At 69.3% G+C, this 16,472-nt stretch carries 16 protein-coding genes; 11 read left to right on the top strand and 5 right to left on the bottom strand.

The window, feature by feature from the left end:
- Positions 1-66 precede the first annotated feature (66 nt).
- Positions 67-2,160, top strand: coding sequence for an IS1096 element passenger TnpR family protein (locus ACOJSN_RS23955; RefSeq protein WP_420114996.1), 2,094 nt, complete (start codon positions 67-69; stop codon positions 2,158-2,160).
- Between the two features lie 25 nt (positions 2,161-2,185).
- On the opposite strand, the gene ACOJSN_RS23950 is transcribed toward ACOJSN_RS23955, so the two are convergent.
- From ACOJSN_RS23950 to ACOJSN_RS23940, 3 genes are all read right to left on the bottom strand, one after another.
- A complete protein-coding gene (locus tag ACOJSN_RS23950; RefSeq protein ID WP_420114995.1) occupies positions 2,186-2,707 on the bottom strand; it encodes an NUDIX hydrolase in 522 nt (173 codons plus the stop codon).
- A 103-nt stretch (positions 2,708-2,810) separates the two neighbouring features.
- The gene (locus ACOJSN_RS23945; RefSeq protein ID WP_420114994.1) at positions 2,811-4,253 is read right to left on the bottom strand and encodes a sulfatase; all 1,443 of its coding nucleotides are present in this window, start codon (positions 4,251-4,253) and stop codon (positions 2,811-2,813) included.
- Positions 4,246-5,079 (bottom strand): DeoR/GlpR family DNA-binding transcription regulator, encoded by an 834-nt coding sequence (locus ACOJSN_RS23940; RefSeq protein WP_420114993.1) that lies wholly within the window; start codon positions 5,077-5,079, stop codon positions 4,246-4,248. Before ACOJSN_RS23940 ends, ACOJSN_RS23945 begins: the two co-directional genes overlap by 8 nt.
- Before the next feature lie 201 nt (positions 5,080-5,280).
- On the opposite strand from ACOJSN_RS23940, the gene ACOJSN_RS23935 reads away from it, so the two are divergent.
- From ACOJSN_RS23935 to ACOJSN_RS23900, 8 genes are all read left to right on the top strand, one after another.
- Entirely contained in the window at positions 5,281-6,570 is a 1,290-nt protein-coding gene (locus ACOJSN_RS23935) for an ABC transporter substrate-binding protein (RefSeq protein ID WP_420114992.1), read from the top strand.
- Between the two features lie 75 nt (positions 6,571-6,645).
- A complete protein-coding gene (locus tag ACOJSN_RS23930) occupies positions 6,646-7,533 on the top strand; it encodes a carbohydrate ABC transporter permease (RefSeq protein WP_420114991.1) in 888 nt (295 codons plus the stop codon).
- Position 7,534: 1 nt separating this feature from the next.
- Positions 7,535-8,419: a carbohydrate ABC transporter permease gene (locus ACOJSN_RS23925; protein ID WP_420114990.1), complete on the top strand. Its 885-nt coding sequence runs from the start codon at positions 7,535-7,537 to the stop codon at positions 8,417-8,419.
- Between the two features lie 36 nt (positions 8,420-8,455).
- The gene (locus tag ACOJSN_RS23920) at positions 8,456-9,322 is read left to right on the top strand and encodes a ketose-bisphosphate aldolase (protein ID WP_420114989.1); all 867 of its coding nucleotides are present in this window, start codon (positions 8,456-8,458) and stop codon (positions 9,320-9,322) included.
- 36 nt (positions 9,323-9,358) lie between these two features.
- The gene (locus tag ACOJSN_RS23915; RefSeq protein ID WP_420114988.1) at positions 9,359-10,222 is read left to right on the top strand and encodes a ketose-bisphosphate aldolase; all 864 of its coding nucleotides are present in this window, start codon (positions 9,359-9,361) and stop codon (positions 10,220-10,222) included.
- The gene (locus ACOJSN_RS23910) at positions 10,219-11,409 is read left to right on the top strand and encodes an ADP-dependent glucokinase/phosphofructokinase (protein ID WP_420114987.1); all 1,191 of its coding nucleotides are present in this window, start codon (positions 10,219-10,221) and stop codon (positions 11,407-11,409) included. The genes ACOJSN_RS23915 and ACOJSN_RS23910 overlap by 4 nt, the downstream gene beginning before the upstream one ends.
- Positions 11,406-12,629, top strand: a complete 1,224-nt coding sequence (locus tag ACOJSN_RS23905) for an ADP-dependent glucokinase/phosphofructokinase (protein ID WP_420114986.1) — start codon at positions 11,406-11,408, stop codon at positions 12,627-12,629. Before ACOJSN_RS23910 ends, ACOJSN_RS23905 begins: the two co-directional genes overlap by 4 nt.
- A 10-nt stretch (positions 12,630-12,639) precedes the next feature.
- Positions 12,640-13,398: an SDR family NAD(P)-dependent oxidoreductase gene (locus tag ACOJSN_RS23900; protein WP_420114985.1), complete on the top strand. Its 759-nt coding sequence runs from the start codon at positions 12,640-12,642 to the stop codon at positions 13,396-13,398.
- Positions 13,399-13,416: 18 nt separating this feature from the next.
- On the opposite strand, the gene ACOJSN_RS23895 is transcribed toward ACOJSN_RS23900, so the two are convergent.
- Positions 13,417-14,016, bottom strand: coding sequence for a hypothetical protein (locus ACOJSN_RS23895; protein ID WP_420114984.1), 600 nt, complete (start codon positions 14,014-14,016; stop codon positions 13,417-13,419).
- Between the two features lie 44 nt (positions 14,017-14,060).
- On the opposite strand from ACOJSN_RS23895, the gene ACOJSN_RS23890 reads away from it, so the two are divergent.
- Positions 14,061-14,867, top strand: a complete 807-nt coding sequence (locus tag ACOJSN_RS23890; RefSeq protein WP_420114983.1) for a DUF1206 domain-containing protein — start codon at positions 14,061-14,063, stop codon at positions 14,865-14,867.
- Between the two features lie 103 nt (positions 14,868-14,970).
- Here ACOJSN_RS23890 and ACOJSN_RS23885 read toward each other — a convergent pair whose 3' ends face one another.
- A complete protein-coding gene (locus ACOJSN_RS23885; RefSeq protein WP_420114982.1) occupies positions 14,971-15,942 on the bottom strand; it encodes an aminoglycoside phosphotransferase family protein in 972 nt (323 codons plus the stop codon).
- A 274-nt stretch (positions 15,943-16,216) separates the two neighbouring features.
- Here ACOJSN_RS23885 and ACOJSN_RS23880 point away from each other — a divergent pair.
- The coding region (locus tag ACOJSN_RS23880; protein WP_420114981.1) for a hypothetical protein at positions 16,217-16,472 on the top strand (256 nt) is incomplete at its 3' end.

Here is a 16,472-nt window from a genome sequence, read left to right as displayed (position 1 = left end):
GGCGTGGCGCGGGTGAGCGGGCGGATGCGGGATCGTTGGAGCGTGCACGCGCGCGAGAGGGAGACGATGACGCAGCAGGGCACGATCGAGGGCACGGTCGCGCAGTTCGAGGCTTGGATGACGGCGAGCGAACGTCGGTCACAGGACCCGGGAGCAGCGCTCGCCGACCTGTTCGCACGCGCGCGGCGTGGCGACGCCGACCTGCACGACCCGACCCCGGCGCTGCTGAGCTGGTTGATCCGCGACCTGGCGCGCGACGACACCGTGGCCGCCGAGGACTACGAGCACGCGGTCGCCACACTCGCGCACTACCTGGTGTTCCTCCGTGCGCACCAGCTGTGGCGGCGCAGCGAGCGGGCGGTGCAGGAGTGCTGGGACGTGATCGGATGGGCGGCGGCGCAGCAGCCGCTCGGACTCACCACGCTCGGCGGGTTGGTCGACGAGACGATCGCCGACCAGCTCCGGACCCGTCCGAGCCCGACCGAGCTGGTCACGCGCGGTGTGCGGAGCGGGTACGCGGGGCCGCTGCAGGCGACGCTCAACGCCCTGGCACGCCAGGGGTCGCTGAGCAGGTCCGAGATCGCTGACGTGGCGGGTCTCGAGCCCGACTCGGTCGCGCACGAGATCTGGGTGGGTGCGCTCCTGGATGCGGAACTCGCCCACGGTGACGACACCCTGGCGCCCACCGCGGAGGTGACCGAGACAGGTGGCTGCCCACCGCCGTCGAGCATGTTCATGCACCGGGTGGTGCGGTCCCTGGCCAGGGCCGCGGTCCTGCGCGCGTTGGTCGCGGACGCCGAGGCCGGTCTCGCACTGCTCCCCCGGGCGATGGGGGTGCTGGTGGCGCTGGTTGCCTCGACCGACGTGGCGTACTACGCCGCCGACGGGGAGGACGACGAGGAGGCGGGCACCACCGACCTCGCGGAGATGTTCGTGGCGCAGGCGGCACCGGATGCCACGTCCGAGCAGCGCGCGATGTTCGAGGGTGAGGTGCTGGCCGCGCTCGAGGCGCTGACCGGGTTCGGGTTGTTGGAGACGACCACGCTGGAACGCGGCGCGAGCGCTGCGCTGGCGCCTGAACCCTTCAGGTATCCGATCGTCGAGGCGGTCTCCGGGCTGTCCGGGGTGGTGGGGACCTCCGACGAGAGCGCGGCATGGCAGCCGGTCGAGCTGCCGTTCTCGTTGGCTGCCGACACCGCGGTGGACCTGATGGTCATGTTCGAGCACGACCCGCAGATCTGGCGCCGGTTGCGTGTTCTCGGCACGCAGACACTCGAGCAGGTGCATCGCACCCTGCAGATCGGCCTCGGGTGGCGTGACGTGCGTGCGCACCTGTTCGCCACGGCCGATGGCACCCACCGGTTCGCTCCGCAGTGGCTGCTCGGGTCGCTTCAGGGTGACGAGGACGCCGCCGTGACCGACTCCGGCCCGGTGCGGGTCGGCAGCATGCTCCGTGGTGGTGGCGACGAGCTGGTCTACCTCTACGGCACCCTGAGGAACCCGTGGCGGTTGCGGTTGCGGGTGGAACGCGTGATGTCCGGCGTGAAGGATCCGGTCGCGTGGCTCGACGGTGCAGGCGAGGCGCCTGCGGAGCCGAGCCGGATCGGTGCAGTACTGCAGTCGCGGCTACCTGAAGGGTGGTCGCTCCCGCACGAGCTCGAGCGAGCCTGGGTCTTCATGGAGCGTCAGGGCTGGGTGCTCGCAGCCGGCGACGGGACCGAGCTCGCCGCCCCGGGCCCACCGGAGGCGCGCCCGGGTCTGGTGTTCAGCAGTGGGCTGGGTCTGGCGGATCGCTGGGGTGCCGGGCACCCGGCCCTGCAACGGGTGGTCCCGATCGCCGCCTCGCCCGACGACACCCGGGTCGCCCTGTGGCTCGACGACGACGGCGTCACCCGGGTGGTCGCGCTCACTCCCGACGGCGGGGCGTCGCTTCTCGGGGATGGTGCGGTCGACCTGTTGCGGCTCGCCGCGGTCGGATACCCGGCGATCTCACCCCAGGTGCTGGGTCGCCCGCCCGAGGACGAGGCCGCCGTGGCAGGCGTAGCGGAGTTCCGCCGCTGGGTGCTCAATCAGCTCGGCGTGGACGTGCCGCCGATGTGGGGACCGCTGGGCAGCGACAGGTTCACCGAGTGGCTGGCCCGGCAGGGCGGGCACGGCTGAGCCCAGGTGGCCTGAGCCGTTGAGCTCAGGCAGTCGGCGTGAGGGCGTCGGTGATCGCCGGCCAGAGCGCCGCGAGCCGGTCGGTCCAGGGCGCCGCCAGCTCGCCGGCGGCCAACCGCCGCTGAAGCTCCTCGGGCGCGACCCACTCGGCCGCGTGGACCTCGCTCGGTTCCGGTGTGACCAACGGTGTGTGGGTGAACCGGACGAGGTACATGTCGAGCAGCGCCGACTCCTCGGTGAAGCGGCCGACGAGCTCCAGATCCGGGAGATCCACGGTGAGGCCCGTCTCCTCCCGGAACTCGCGGGCGGCGGCCTGCGCACTGGTTTCGCCCGCAAACGCGCTGCCGCCGGGGAACTCCCACGAGAACGCGTAGATCTTCGACGCCGCCCGCTGCGTGAGCAGCATCCGCCCATCCGGCAGGATCCCGCAGACCGCCACGATCAGGTGGTAACGCCCCTCCGGCCAGTCCGGGTCGCCCCGGTGGTACACCTCCCCGGTGAGGTTCCCATGCTCGTCGGTGACATCCCACAACTCCGCGTCAGGCATCCGGCCATTCTTCCAGGTGACGGCCCAGGCGCACTCGTCGGGCAACGAGGCGGCCAACCTGGCGGCGCGCGTCGCGCGGAGCGGCCACGACATCTCGGTCGCTTCAACTGACGGCACGCCACCAGTCGCGGGAGCTGAACAGCACCTCCTGGCGCCAGGCGGCGGTGGCCCTCAGCAGGCGTAGCCGCTGATCCGCGTGCGCGGGGTCGTCCCAGAGGTCTGCGCGCTCCAACGGGTCGGTGTGCAGGTCGAAGAGCTGCCCGTGCGCGGGGTCGTCGCTGAAGGAGACGAGCTTCCAGCGGCCGTCGAAGGCCATGGTCATCATCTCGGAGTCGCGCTGGATCCCGTCGCGGGCCTGCTCGGCGAACACGACCTCCCGACCCGACCAGTCGCCGTCGTCCTCACGGAGCACCGGGAGCAGCGACCGGGCCGAGGTACCCGGCCGCCGCTCGACGCCGGCGAGGTCGAGGATCGTGGCGCCGAGGTCGATGTGCGAGATCGGCTCGGGAACCGTGACGCCGGAGCGCAGCCGGCCCGGGGCGTGCATGATCGCCGGCACGTGGATCGCGGGCTCGTACATCGTCCACTTCTGGGACAGGCCGTGGTCGCCGAGCGCGTCACCGTGGTCGGACGTGAACACGATGACGGTGTTCTCCAGCACGCCCCGGCGCTCGAGCGCAGCGATCAGCTCGCCGACCTGCTCGTCGATCAACGTCACGTTGGCGTAGTAGTGGATCCGCTGCCGCCGCTGCTGCTCGGCGCTGGGGTGCTCCAGATGCACGATCGAGTCGTGGTCGTGCTCGAGGTGCTCCTGCCGGACCGACCGCACCTGCGGGGGCATTGCGGCGAACTCGCTCTCGTCGCGGTTGACCGGCGGGATCTCGGCGTCGGCGTAGATCTCGAGCAGGCGGGCGGGGGCGTCGTAGGGAGGGTGCGGCCCGGGAAAGCCGACCTGGAGGAAGAACGGCTCGTCGCCCGGATAGGTGTCGAGCCAGTGAGCGGCGATGGAGCCGACGAACCCGTCGGCGTGCAGCCGCTCCGGCAGCGTCCACTCGAACGCGCCGAGCCGCTCGTCGTAGTCCGGCGTGTGGCGCAGGGTGCGCCGGTCCGGCTTGACCACGCCGCTCGCATGCAGCGCCTTGTCCCAGTTGTCGAGCAGGTACGGCACGGTCGGTGTGCCGCGGTCCTTGTTCTCCACCACGTGCCGCTCGTGAAACCCGCTCGGCGCCTCGTACGGGAACGTGTGCATCTTGCCGACATTGACGCACCGGTACCCCGACTCGGCCAGGTCCTCGACCCAGGTGCGCGGCCACGACTCGTCGTTCCTCAGCACGCCGCAGCCCGAGGGGTAGAGCCCGGTGAAGAAGCTCGCGCGGCTCGGCGTGCAGGAGGGCGCCGTGACGTACGCCCGCTCGAACGCCACGCCCTCGGTGACCAGCCTGTCGAGCTGCGGTGTGACCATGTGCGGGTAACCGAGCGCGGCGATCGTGTCGAAGCGCTGCTGGTCGGTCATGACCAGCAGCACGTTGGGACGCGTCTCAGTCATCGAGCTCGTCATCCGGCGGGTCGAAGAGGAGTTGCACGCCTGCGGCCTGGAGCGCCTCGTGGACGTCGGGCGGCGGTGGCGAGTCGGTCACGAGGTGATGTGCGGAGTCGAGCGGGGCGACCAGGGCGAACTGATGGCGGTTGAACTTCGTGCTGTCGGTGACGATCACCACCGTGGTGGAGCGCCTGATCATCTGTCGCATCATCGACGCCTCGCCGAGGTTGCTGACCGAGAACCCCTCGGTGGTGACGCCGCCGACCCCGATGATCGCGAGGTCGAAGTGCACCATCCCGGGCACCTCGACATCGGGGAACGAGGTGAACCCGACCGTGACCTGTGAGCTGAATCGGACGTCACCGCCAAACACATAGAGGTTGTTCACCGAGTGCGGCGGGATCTCGAACGGGATGCTCAGGTTGTTCGTCGCGACGGTCAGCTCGCGATGGTCGGTGAGGTTGCGCGCGACCGCCAGTGTGGTGGTGCCGCCGTTGAAGGCGACGACCGCGGCGTTGGGGATCAGCGGCGCGGCGAGCTCGCCGATCCGTGCCTTCTCCTGCTCTTGCAGCATCTGCCGGATCCGCAGCTCGCGGTCGGGGCTGTTGAGGAGCGAGTTGGCGACGGCGCCGCCCCGGGTCCTGGTGAGCTTGCCGTCCTTGTGGAGTGCGGTGAGGTCGCGGCGCACGGTGTCGGTGGAGACCTCGAACTGCTCGGCGATCTCGTGCACGCTCGCCTGACGGGTCGACTCGACGAAGCCGACGATCCGATCCCGACGGACGGCGGGTAGCTCCCCGCCGGTGTCTCCGGCCTCTGTGTCCGCTGTGGTCATACGTCAGCCTTCCTCGCCCGACTCTCCCCTGGCATGCCCGAAAGGTACCGCGACGACCATGCCTGTTGCTGCGCCGTCGAGCACGAATGTCAGACCGACTCTTGCATGTTTGCGCAGAAACGTGCAAGTATCACGCACCGCTTCGGCACGAATGCGCACCACACGGCAGTGGTGCCCCGACGGCAGACACATGGAGGAGCAATGAACAGCGCTGTTCGACACAACCGCTGGCGCCCACGGACCCAGGTCCTCGTCGCGGCGCTCGGCGTGGCCGCGCTCGCCGCAGGATGCGGCGGCGGGACAGGCTCGGGCGACGGCGGTGACGTCACGATCGAGTTCATGCAGTGGTGGGAGCCCGAGCTCCCTGACGGTGAGTTCCAGGCGCTCATCGACCAGTTCGAGGAAGAGAACCCGGGCATCACCGTGGATCTGCTCTCGGGTCCGTACGCCTCGATCAAGGATCAGGTGATCGCGGGCTCGGCCTCAGGCACGATGCCCGATGTACTCGGCCTCGACGGCGCCTGGGTGCATGACTTCGCGACCCAGGGATCGATCGCCGATCTTTCGGCCGCGATGTCCGACGCCGGGTACGACGACTCCCAGCTCGCCGCGCAGGTCCAGGTGGACGGCTCCACCCGCATGATCCCGGTGGTCAACTTCGCCTACCCGATGTTCGTCAACAACGAGCTGCTGGCGCAGGCGGGCGTCGAGGCGCCGACCACCTGGTCGGAGTTCACGGCGGCCGCCCAGGCAGTGACCGACTCGGGCAGCGGCGCGGCCGGCTACGTGACCGCGCTCGGCCTGGAGAAGCCCAACGGCATCAACATCGACATCCTGCCGCTGACCTGGGCCTCGGGTGGATCCATGCTCTCGGAGGATGGCGGCCCGGACGTCAACAACGAGGACGTCACCAGGACCATCGAACTGCTCAAGCAGATGTGGGACGACGGCGTGATCGCGCCCGGCGGCCTCACGATGGCCGAGCAGGACAAGGTCGAGGAGTTCACCAACGAGCGGGTGGCGATGATGGTCTCCTCGCTGGCGCACATCAACCTGATCCGCGAGAACAACCCCGACCTCGACTTCTCGGTGGTGCCGCTGCCGGTCGAGGATGGCTTCACCGGCGAGTCCGGCGTGCGGTACGCCTCCTGGGGCATCGGGATGTCCGCGAACACCGAGCACCCTGAAGAGTCGTGGAAGCTGATCGAGTTCCTCATGAGCGAGGGCCCGAACGGCCAGCTGAGCGCGCTCGCCAACGGGTTCCCCGGCAACGCGAACGTCACCCCTGACTTCAGCGAGTCCGACCCGCTGTTCGAGGACGCCTTCAACATCTGGCAGGCCGGGACCCCGGTCAGCGAGTTCACCGGCCTCCCGTTGGCGGATGAACTGATGCGGATCTTCGACGAGGAGCTGCAGCAGGTGCTCGCCGAGGACAAGCCGATCGACGAGGCGCTCGGCAACATCCAGACGGAGTGGGAAGACATCTTCTAGTCACCGCGCGCGGGGGCGCTGTGCCCGGCGTCCCCGCGCCATTCCCACCGGCCCGGACTCGAAAGGAGGCATCACGTGGCACGGAACAAGCAACGCCAGGTCACGGCGGTGGCCTTCGGCTACCTCTCGCCCACGCTGGTGCTGCTGGCGGTCTTGATGGCGTTGCCGATCGGCATGGTCATCTGGTACTCGCTGCAGAACAACGTCATCACGAACGCGAACCCGCAGTTCGTGGGGCTCGAGCACTACATCGAGATCTTCACCGACTCGCAGTTCCACGCGGCGCTGAAGAACACGGCGGTGTTCGTGCTCGCCTCGGTGGCCGCGCACCTGGTGCTCGGCCTCGGGTTCGCGATGCTGCTGAACACGCAGCTGTTGCCTCACTGGGTCAAGACGATCTTCCGCACGATCTTCGTGCTGCCATGGTTGCTCACGGTGGCGATCGTGGCGGTCCTGTGGCGGCTGATCCTCAATCCGAGCGGGGTCTTCAACTTCCTGCTGGTCGAGACTGGCATCATCGACTCGCCGCAGGAGTGGTTGGCCGACCCGAATCTCGCCCTGTTCGCGGTGGTGCTGATCAATATCTGGTGCGGCTACCCGTTCTTCATGATCAGCATGCTGGCCGGCCTGCAGGGGATCTCGGCCGAGCTGTACGAGGCGGCCTCGGTTGATGGCGCCGGCCCGTTCCGCAAGTTCTTCTCGATCACGATCCCGCAGCTGCGCCCGATCATCATCTCGATGATGCTGCTGGACCTCATCTGGACCTCGCATCAGTTCACGTTGATCTGGATGACCACCGGCGGCGGTCCGCTCGACCGCACTGAGCTGCTCTCGACGTACACCTACAAGCTCGCGTTCTCGCAGTACATGTTCTCGGCTGCATCGGCCAGCGCCGTGGTGGTGCTGGTGATCTCCGCCGCCATGGCCTACGCGTACGTGCGGCACCAGCGAGCGAGGGACTGACATGACCACGACTGCTTCTCCCGTACGTTCGCACCCATCACGTCGGCTCACGACGGCGGGGCGCCGCCGGATCGCGATCGTGCTCACTCTGGTCGGGTTGATCCTCGGGGCGATGTTCGCTGGCGCTCCCGTGCTGTGGATGCTGTTCTCCTCGTTCAAGGCGAACCCGGAGATCTTCGCCTACCCGCCCACGCTGCTGACCGAGAACTCCTCGTTGGCGCCGTATCTCGCGATCCTGACCGACGCGCGCCAGCTACGGTTCTTCCTCAACTCGTACGTGGTCTCACTCGCGGTCGCAGGGTTGACGCTGCTGGTGGCGGTGCATGCCGCGTACGCCTTCAGCCGGTACGACTTCCCGGGCAAGAGCATCATCAACATCGCGGTGATCTCGGTGCAGGCCGTGCCGCCGATCACGCTGCTGATCCCCTACTTCGGCTTGGTCGTGGCACTGGGGCTGTACAACACCTACCCCGGACTGATCCTGACCTACATGGTGTTCACGTTGCCCTACGCGATCATCATGATGACCGGGTATTTCAACACGTTGCCGCGCGAGCTCGATGAGGCCGCCCGCGTCGACGGCACCTCCTCCTTCGGAGCACTCTGGCGGATCCTGATCCCGATCGCTGTCCCGGGCATGGTCTCGGTGGGCATGTACACGTTCATGATCGCGTGGAACGAGTACCTGTTCGCGTTGACGCTCACGCGGACCGACGACATGCGCACTGTCCCCATCGGCATCCAGCTGCTGATGGGCCAGCACTCCTACGACTGGAACCAGATGATGGCGATGAGCGTGCTGGGTTCGCTGCCCGTGATCCTGCTCTTCATCTTCTTCCAGCGATTCTTCATCGGCGGCATGACATCGGGCTCGGTCAAGAGCTGAGTCCGGACCCACCACACGAGAGGTAGCACGACCTTCATGGCACTCATCACGGGGACCGAGATCCTCGCACCGGCGAGCGAGCACGGCTTCGCAGTACCGGCGCTCAACCTGTCCGACTACGGCATGCTGATGGCGGCCTTCGAGGTGTGTGAGGAGCTGAAGTCGCCGCTGATGGTGGCGTTGGGCCCGAAGGACGGGAACTGGATCGGGCCGGACTTCATCCCCGCGGTGCTGTCGCGGGCCGCACGGAGCAGCGTGCCGACCGTGCTGCACTGGGACCACGGCAACGACCTCGGCGAGGTGGTCCGAGCGATCCGCCTCGGGTACACGTCCGTGATGATCGACGCCTCGCTGCAGCCGTTCGAGACCAACATCGAGATCACCTCGCGGGTGGTGGAGATCGCGCACGCGGCCGGGGTGTCGGTGGAGGGCGAGCTCGGCACTATCGGCAAGACCGAGGGCGCCGACGAGGGCGGCACCGACGACATCCTCTACACCGTTCCCGCCGAGGCGAAGGAGTTCGCTGAGCGCACGGGGATCGACTCGCTGGCCATCGCGATCGGCACCCGGCACGGGATCTACCCGAAGACGCTCATCCCTGAGCTCAAGCTCGGCCTTCTCGACGAGATCGACGCGGTGGTGGGCATCCCGCTGGTGCTGCACGGCGGTTCGGACAACCCCGACACCGAGATTCGTGACGCCTGCACCCGCGGGATCAACAAGGTCAACATCTCCTCGGACGTCAAGAAGGCGTTCTACCGGGGACTGCGCGAGGTGCTGCAGGACGAGAAGCTGCTGGACCCACGCCTGATCGTGCCGGCCGGGATGGAGGCGGCCAAGGAATTGGTGCGCCACAAGATCGATCTCTTCGGATCCGCCGGCACCACCCACCACTACAGCTGAGCGCGCACGCACAACGACCTGAAGGAGATCCATCACATGTTGCTGTCCGGAGACCAGGTGCTGCAGGTGGCTGCGGCGGAGAACTTCGCCGTGCCCGCTTTCAACATCAGCGACTACTCGATGATGAACGCGGTGTTCGAGGTGTGCGAGGAGAAGCAGGCGCCGCACATCATCGCGATCCACCCGGACGAGGTCGCGCACATCGGCAAGTACCTGCTGCCGGCGATCATCGACCGCGCGCGGACCTCCTCGGTGCCGACCGCGATCCACTGGGACCACGGCGGAACCTTCGAGCAAGCGCTCACGGCCATCCAGTACGGCTTCACCTCTGTGATGATCGATGCGTCGCTGCTGCCGTTCGAGGAGAACGTGGCGCTCTCGCGCCGGGTGGCGGAGGTGGCGCACGCGGTGGGCGTCTCGGTGGAGGCCGAGCTCGGCACGATCGGGAAGACCGACGGATATGCCGAGGCGGGGACCGACGACATCATCTACACGGTGCCTACGGACGCGGTGCGGTTTGTCGAGGAGACCGGGGTGGACTCGCTCGCGGTCGCGATCGGCACCCGGCACGGGCTCTACCCCTCCTCGCTCAAGCCCGAGCTCAAGCTCGACCTGCTCGACGAGCTCGATGCGGCTGTGTCGATCCCGCTCGTGCTGCACGGCGGCTCGAACAACCCTGACGACGAGATCGGCCAGGCCTGCCGTCGCGGCATCAACAAGGTCAACATCTCCTCGGACATCAAGGTGGCCTACTTCGAGCGGATGCGCGAGGTGCTGACCGACGCGGGTCACCGGGAGCCGAACGTCATCCAGCCGCCGTGCGAGGAGGCGCTCAAGGTGGTCGCCGCAGCAAAGATCGACCTGTTCGGCGCCGCCGGGAAGGCCACGCTGTACCGATGAGTGCCGATGTCGTCCTCGGGATGGGCGGCTGCGTCGACTACGAGGTGGCGTGGGACGCCGCGGTGCTGGAGGCGCTGGCCGTCGAGCACGCGATCACCACGGCGGAGCTCGATGCGCCCGCTGCGGGAACGGTGGTCGGCGAGCGCGACATCGTGCTCGCCCTGCTCGCACAGATGCGCGGCGGCCACGGAGGTGAACGGTTCGTCGAGGATCCGACGGCGTTGCTCACCTTCGCGCGCCGGTTCCGTTCGGTGGTCTCGCTGGGTGGGTCCAGCGTGCGTGCTGCGGTGGCGCTCGACCGGCTCGCCGTGCCTTCGCTGCTGCACCTGGTCTCGATCGACGACGACGTGCGCCGGCTGCTGCCGTCCTCGGCCGAGTACCTGTGCAGTGCTGACGCGGACTCGACCGACCCGCACGTGATCGTGCAGTACCCGGCGGGCGCGCGGGTCCGGGTGGGCGAGGCCGAGGTGGTGGCGCCTCGGCCGAACCGGCTGATCCTGGTGAACGACCCGCCGAACGCCGAGCTGCGGCTGCACCCAGGTCTCGGCGAGGCGATCGCGCACGCCGAGATGATCGTGGTCTCCGGGTTCAACTCGATGCCGGGTGTGGACGCGATTCGCGAGCGTACGCGCCAGGTGCGGGAGCATCTCGACGCCCGCCGGCGCGAGGCCTTGGTCGTCTACGAGGACGCCGGCTTCCATCACGACGAGCAACGGCAAGTGGTGCTGGCCGAGCTGGTCGGCGCCATCGACATCTGGTCGATGAACGAGGACGAGGCGCAGCACTACCTGGGCCACGAGCTGGTGTTGCTCGACCCGGAGGCGGTCGCCGGCGCGGTGCTCGAGCTGCACGCCCTGCTCGGTGTGCCGACGCTCGTCATCCATACCCGCGACTGGGCACTCGCGTACGGCGGTGACGCCGACCTGCGGGAGGCGCTGCGCGCCGGCGTGCTGACCGCGACGGCTCGATTCGCGCACGGTGACGACTGGACGCCCGAGGACCGGGACGCCGTCGGGACGCTCCCGATCGAGGCCGACGTGACCGAGGTCGCGCGGCGGGTGGAGCAGCTGATCGGTGGCGCGATCGCCATGGTGCCCATCCCCCGCCCTCGCACGGAGCGCCCGACCACCATCGGCCTCGGTGACACGTTCCTGGGCGGCCTCGTGGCGGGGCTGGTGGGGCGTTGACGGCGCGCGAGAGATACGAGCGCCTCGTGGAGGACCGCGCAGCGCTGGTGGCTCGCAGCGGACCGATCGTGGCCGGGTTCAGCGCCACCACCGACGCGCTGCACCGGGTCACCGACACGGCGCTGGAGCGCTTGGTGACCGCTGAGCATGTGGGGTCGGCGATCTTCGACGCCGGTCTCGCCACGTTGCAGAGCTGGCTTCGTGAGGGCCGCGATGGCGAGCTGTTCATCGACGACGAGTCGGCCGAGCCACTGCTCGAGCTGCTCGTCGGAGCGCCTGAGAAGGTGCAGTGCGGCGGCACGTCGATCCAGGCATGCTGGAGCTGGTCGGAGCTCGGGCTGAGCCCGCTGCTGGCGCTGACGAATCGCAGCGAGCGGCAACTCCGGGCGACCGCCGGCGGGGTGCGGCTGATGTCGGCAGGTGAGCCCGTGCCGGTGCCGCAGGTGGAGGCGGTGCCGGGTCCGATGGTGCCGTCGAACCATGTGCTGGAGCTGACGCTCGGCACCTCAGGCGGTGGCGTCACGGTGACGCGCTCGAGCCGGATCACCGTGGTGCTCGCGCGCAAGCGGCTGCACCTGGAGGACGACTTCATCGCGCGGTCGCCCGAGCTCGTGGGAGGCGGCGTCGGCTTGGTCTCGGGTCTCAACGGGCTCGGTCAGGCACGGGAGGAGGCGGTGCCGGTGGTCGCCGAGCTTGCCTCGCGCTGGCAGGAAGCCGGAGCGCGCCTGGTGCACCTGGAGCTCGCGGAGTACGCACGGCCGGCCGAGCTGGCGCGGGTGATGGAGCTCATGCGTGGGCAGGTGGACTCGGTGGGCATGAACGCCAGTGAGCTGGAACGCCTGGTGGGGTCCGGTGAGCCGGCGGCCGTCGCTGCCGACTTCGCCGAGGCGCACCGGTTGCTGCGGGTCGTCGTGCACGCCGACCGCTGGGCGATGAGCGTGCACCGACTCGACCCGGCACGCGAGGAGCTGGCGCTCGCAGCCGGCAGCCTCGCGGCGGCCAACCGCGCTGCTCACGGCGAGCCACAAGGAATCTGGGCGATTCCGCGCGAGGCGCGCTTCGCCGTCGAGATCCCGCCTTCGGTCTCGCCGCGCCACGGATACCGCGCGAGCGTGGTGGCCACCCCGTACCTGGACACGCCGCGATCCACGATCGGACTTGGCGATACGTTCGTGAGCGGTGACCTGCTCGTGCAGGCCGGCTCGGAAGACTTCAACTAAGGAGATGGATATGGAGCAGGCTCAGACCCTCAGCGGACGACGCGTGATCGTGACGGGCGGTGGTGTCGGCATCGGGCTCGGTGTGGTGCGGCAGCTCGCCGCCGCCGGCGCGCGTGTGGCGCTGACGACGCACAGCCGGTCGGCCGACGAGGTGGTGACCGCGCTCGCGGGTGAGGGGCTCGAGGTGATCGGCGCCCGGCTGGACGCGACGGACTCGGCGGCGGTGAACGCCGTCGTGGATGATCTGGCCGGCCGACTCGATGGGCTCGACGTGGTCGTCAACAACGCGGGCGGGTTGCTCGCGCGGCACCGGTTCGCCGAGATGAGCGACGAGCACTGGGACGCGGTGTGGCGGGTGAACGTGTCCTCGGTGTTCTACGTGAGCCGCGCCGCGCTGCGGCACCTCGGCGAAGGCGGGCGGATCATCAACATCGCCTCGCTCGCCGGGAAGAACGGCGGCGGCAACGGGTCCGGCGCGTACGCAACATCCAAGGCCGCCGTGGACGGCCTCACACGCGCGCTCGCCAAGGAGGTCGCCGCCGACGGGATCACCGTCAACTCGATCGCGCCCGGGCTGATCCTCGACACCCCATTCCACGAGACGTTCACCCCGAAGGCAGACCAGGAGAAGACGATCGCGTCGATCCCGGTGGCGCGGCCGGGATACCCGGCGGATGTCGCCGCGGCGGTCGAGTACTACGCCCGGCTCGACTCTGGCTTTGTCACCGGCACCGTGCTCGACCTCAACGGCGGGGTGCACTTCTCGTAGCAGGTCGCCGGGGAGGCCTCAGATCTGCCGCGGCAGGCTCCCGACTCGGTCGGCTACCTCGGGTGCGACCGTCACGTGCTTGGCCTCGTGGTCCACGTGGATCCGATGCAGCGCGCCTTCACGCCACCAGAACACGTGCGGCGTGCAGGGGTCGGCGGCCTCGCGGAACACCGTGGCGGCGAGGCGTTCGAGCGTGGCGCACGGGTCGGGAAAGTTGCGCTCCATCGGGCGGCAGATCACGAGCGAGCGCCGCGGTGACGCCACCAGCAGGTCGTCCACGCCCTCGAGCCCGAACGGCGGGCGGGGTGAGATGAGCAGCGACGACACGTACGGCGAGCCGTCCACGGCCGCGCCCAGGAACCTGTGCTCGCCGAGATTGTGCGGGCGCACGTCGATGCCCTCGAGCTCCGCCCTGATCGTGGTGCCGACCCCGATCTTGAGCAGGCTCTCACCCGGGAGGTCGACGGCGGTGCTCGCCAGCGCCTCGGGCCCCGCCTCGGTCGTGCGCACCAGTCGCACGACCATGCCCCCACCGAGATCAGTGGTGATGTCCGTGCTCGCATCGGTCTGCTCGGTGGGCAGGACCTCCACGCGGAGGGAGTCGAGGTCGATCGGCATCGGACCAGGCTATGCCGGGCGCCGATCTCTGATCAGATTGACCCGTGAGCGACGACGTGCGACATGTGGCCGCGAGGGCCAACGACAGCAGCAGGCTCGAGTTCCTGGCGCGGTTCGGGTTCGTCGGCAGCGGGATCGTGCATCTGCTGCTCGCGTGGATCGCGGGCAGGGTCGCACTGGGATCTTCGGGAGAGGCAGACCAGGGCGGTGCTCTCGAGGAGCTGAGCGGGACCACGGGCGGCGGCGTGCTGCTGTGGGTGTGCGCGGTGGGATTTGCGGCGCTCGCGGTATGGCACCTGATCGAGGTGTTCGTGCCGCGTCAGGGGTCGAATCGCGAGCAGCTGGCTGACCGTGCGAAGGCGGCCGGCATGTGCGTGCTGTACGGGGCGCTGGCCGTGACCACGTTCCGCGTGGCCACCGGCGGCAGCGCGGACAGCGGCGACTCGACTTCGGAGGCCACCAGCACCCTGATGGGTGCGCCGGGTGGGCGGATCCTGGTCGGGATTCTCGGGCTCGCCGTGCTCGGGGCGGGTGGCTACCACGTCTACAAGGGCATGAAGCGGAAGTTTCTCGAGGAGATGCGTGGCGCCGGCAGGCGCGAGGTGAGCAAGGCCGTGATGGTTCTCGGCACCGTCGGGTACGCCGCGAAGGGGGTGGCGCTGGCCGTGACCGGCCTGCTCTTCCTGGTCGCCGCCGCGCAGGCCGACTCCGACCAGCCCACCGGCATGGACGCCGCGCTCAAGACGCTGCGTGACCAGCCGTTCGGCGTCGTGCTGCTGGGGGTGGTCGCGATCGGCCTCGCTGCGTACGGCCTGTTCGCGTTCGCTCGCGCCCGGTACGAGCGGCTCTGACGGCCCGGCGGGCCGGGGCGAGCGCGCTCGGCACAGTCATCAGGACGCGCTGCGCTCGTGCCACGCAGAAGCGCAGCGCATCCTAGGCAGTACTGCAGGTGCCTCAGGCCGGCTGGAGCGCCTTGATGATGGTCACGTGCCGTGTGAGTGCGTCGGCCAGGTCCGGTGGTTGCGTCTGGACGTCGCCCACGGCGTTGCGCAGGATCCGTAGTTCGCTCACCGCGCGCGCTCGGTCGGGATCGAGGCCGGCGGCGCCGCAGATCAGATCCAGCCGGAAGTTGAGGTGGATCCGGATGTCGTATGCGCCGGCGGCCTCCTCCCACCGGTTCCACAGTGCCGGTGCGACCACCCAGGTGGCGTCGGCGGCGAGCGGGTGCGGATCGATCGCGACCCACTCGCCGGGGTCGGGACGCCAGAGCACGTTGTGGTGGTGCAGATCGGCGTGGACGAGGCGCGCGTCGATGCCCGTATCTGCGGCGAGGTCGAGCGCCAGGGAGCGGCCGCGGTCGAGGAGGCGGCGAGGCAGGGCATGGGCGTGCGGCCCGGCGCGGAGCGTCTCGATGTCGGCGGCCAGCGCTCGCAGATGGTCGCTGGCCCGCTGGTGCAACCAGGGCGGTGCCGGCCGGTCGAGCGTGGCGGCTAGCCTTCCGAGTTCCTCGCAGGAGTCGAGCACGGTGACGGGCGGCCCGCCGAGATCCTGCGGGTCCAGCCGCTCGAGAAGGAGGGCAGAGCGGGACGGGTCGGCGGCGAACAGCCTGACTGCGCCACTCCCGCTCCAGATGCTCAGTGCCCGGTGCTCGTCGCGGATCTCCGGGTGCGGCCAGGCGACCTTCAGCACCGCAGGGCCGCCGGCACCTTCGACGGGCAGCACGAGGGAGGCGTTCCCATGCGCAGCCGCCCCGGTCACGCGCAGTGCCCACGCGCCGACCAGCTCCTCCACCAGTCGCGGGACCGTGAGCAGCCACTCAGTGCCGCTGGGGTCGCCGGGAGCGGGGACGTGCTGACGCACCCGCTCGATCAGGCCTGGTGGCACGAGGTCCGTGACGGCGCGTGGGAGGTCGGTCGCGTCGGTCACCGCTCCAGGCTAGGCGGGCGTCGGAGTGGCCCTCACGAGAGTCCATCGACATCGTGACGATGCGCGACGTTCCACCGGGGCCGGACGCATGCACGCCAGGTGTTGGGATCGCCAGCCACCAGGTCGGCAGCCCGGGGCTAGCCGACCTCGTCCAAGGCGCTTCCGTCGCGGCCTCCATGGCCCGGTGGGGATCCATGTCCCGTACGAGCGCGTCGCGGCGCCTTCGTGCACGACCGCCGGAGTGGATGTCAGTGCTCGGGTGGAGAGTGTAGGCATGTCCGATTCGACCGATCGCGAGGGTGCCGCCGAGCCTGCAGCGGACGCGGCGCCGGGCGATGTCGGTGGTCCGATGGAGACTGACTCCATGCTCGATCCGAAAGGCTTCCAGGGCCCGTCGCAGGGCTGCGACGGGTCCTCGGGCTGGGTACCGGAGCCGGGGTCGGGGTGGTCGGCCGAGGAGCTGGAGGCGCTGGTCCGGAACGGGGTGCCGGTGGTGCGGGTCGACACGGATTCGCGCGTCGCGGAGGGTG

This window comes from Pseudactinotalea sp. (assembly GCF_048594945.1).
Classification (GTDB): Bacteria; Actinomycetota; Actinomycetes; order Actinomycetales; family Beutenbergiaceae; genus Pseudactinotalea.
This window is presented reverse-complemented; position numbering and strand designations above follow the sequence as displayed.

Bases quoted from the DNA above. Each gene is read 5' to 3' on its own strand.
- ACOJSN_RS23955 (WP_420114996.1), top strand. From the start codon at position 67: ATGACGCAGCAGGGCACGATCGAGGGCACGGTCGCGCAGTTCGAGGCT.
- ACOJSN_RS23950 (WP_420114995.1), bottom strand. From the start codon at position 2,707: ATGCCTGACGCGGAGTTGTGGGATGTCACCGACGAGCATGGGAACCTC.
- ACOJSN_RS23945 (WP_420114994.1), bottom strand. From the start codon at position 4,253: ATGACTGAGACGCGTCCCAACGTGCTGCTGGTCATGACCGACCAGCAG.
- ACOJSN_RS23940 (WP_420114993.1), bottom strand. From the start codon at position 5,079: ATGACCACAGCGGACACAGAGGCCGGAGACACCGGCGGGGAGCTACCC.
- ACOJSN_RS23935 (WP_420114992.1), top strand. From the start codon at position 5,281: ATGAACAGCGCTGTTCGACACAACCGCTGGCGCCCACGGACCCAGGTC.
- ACOJSN_RS23925 (WP_420114990.1), top strand. From the start codon at position 7,535: ATGACCACGACTGCTTCTCCCGTACGTTCGCACCCATCACGTCGGCTC.
- ACOJSN_RS23920 (WP_420114989.1), top strand. From the start codon at position 8,456: ATGGCACTCATCACGGGGACCGAGATCCTCGCACCGGCGAGCGAGCAC.
- ACOJSN_RS23915 (WP_420114988.1), top strand. From the start codon at position 9,359: ATGTTGCTGTCCGGAGACCAGGTGCTGCAGGTGGCTGCGGCGGAGAAC.
- ACOJSN_RS23910 (WP_420114987.1), top strand. From the start codon at position 10,219: ATGAGTGCCGATGTCGTCCTCGGGATGGGCGGCTGCGTCGACTACGAG.
- ACOJSN_RS23900 (WP_420114985.1), top strand. From the start codon at position 12,640: ATGGAGCAGGCTCAGACCCTCAGCGGACGACGCGTGATCGTGACGGGC.
- ACOJSN_RS23895 (WP_420114984.1), bottom strand. From the start codon at position 14,016: ATGCCGATCGACCTCGACTCCCTCCGCGTGGAGGTCCTGCCCACCGAG.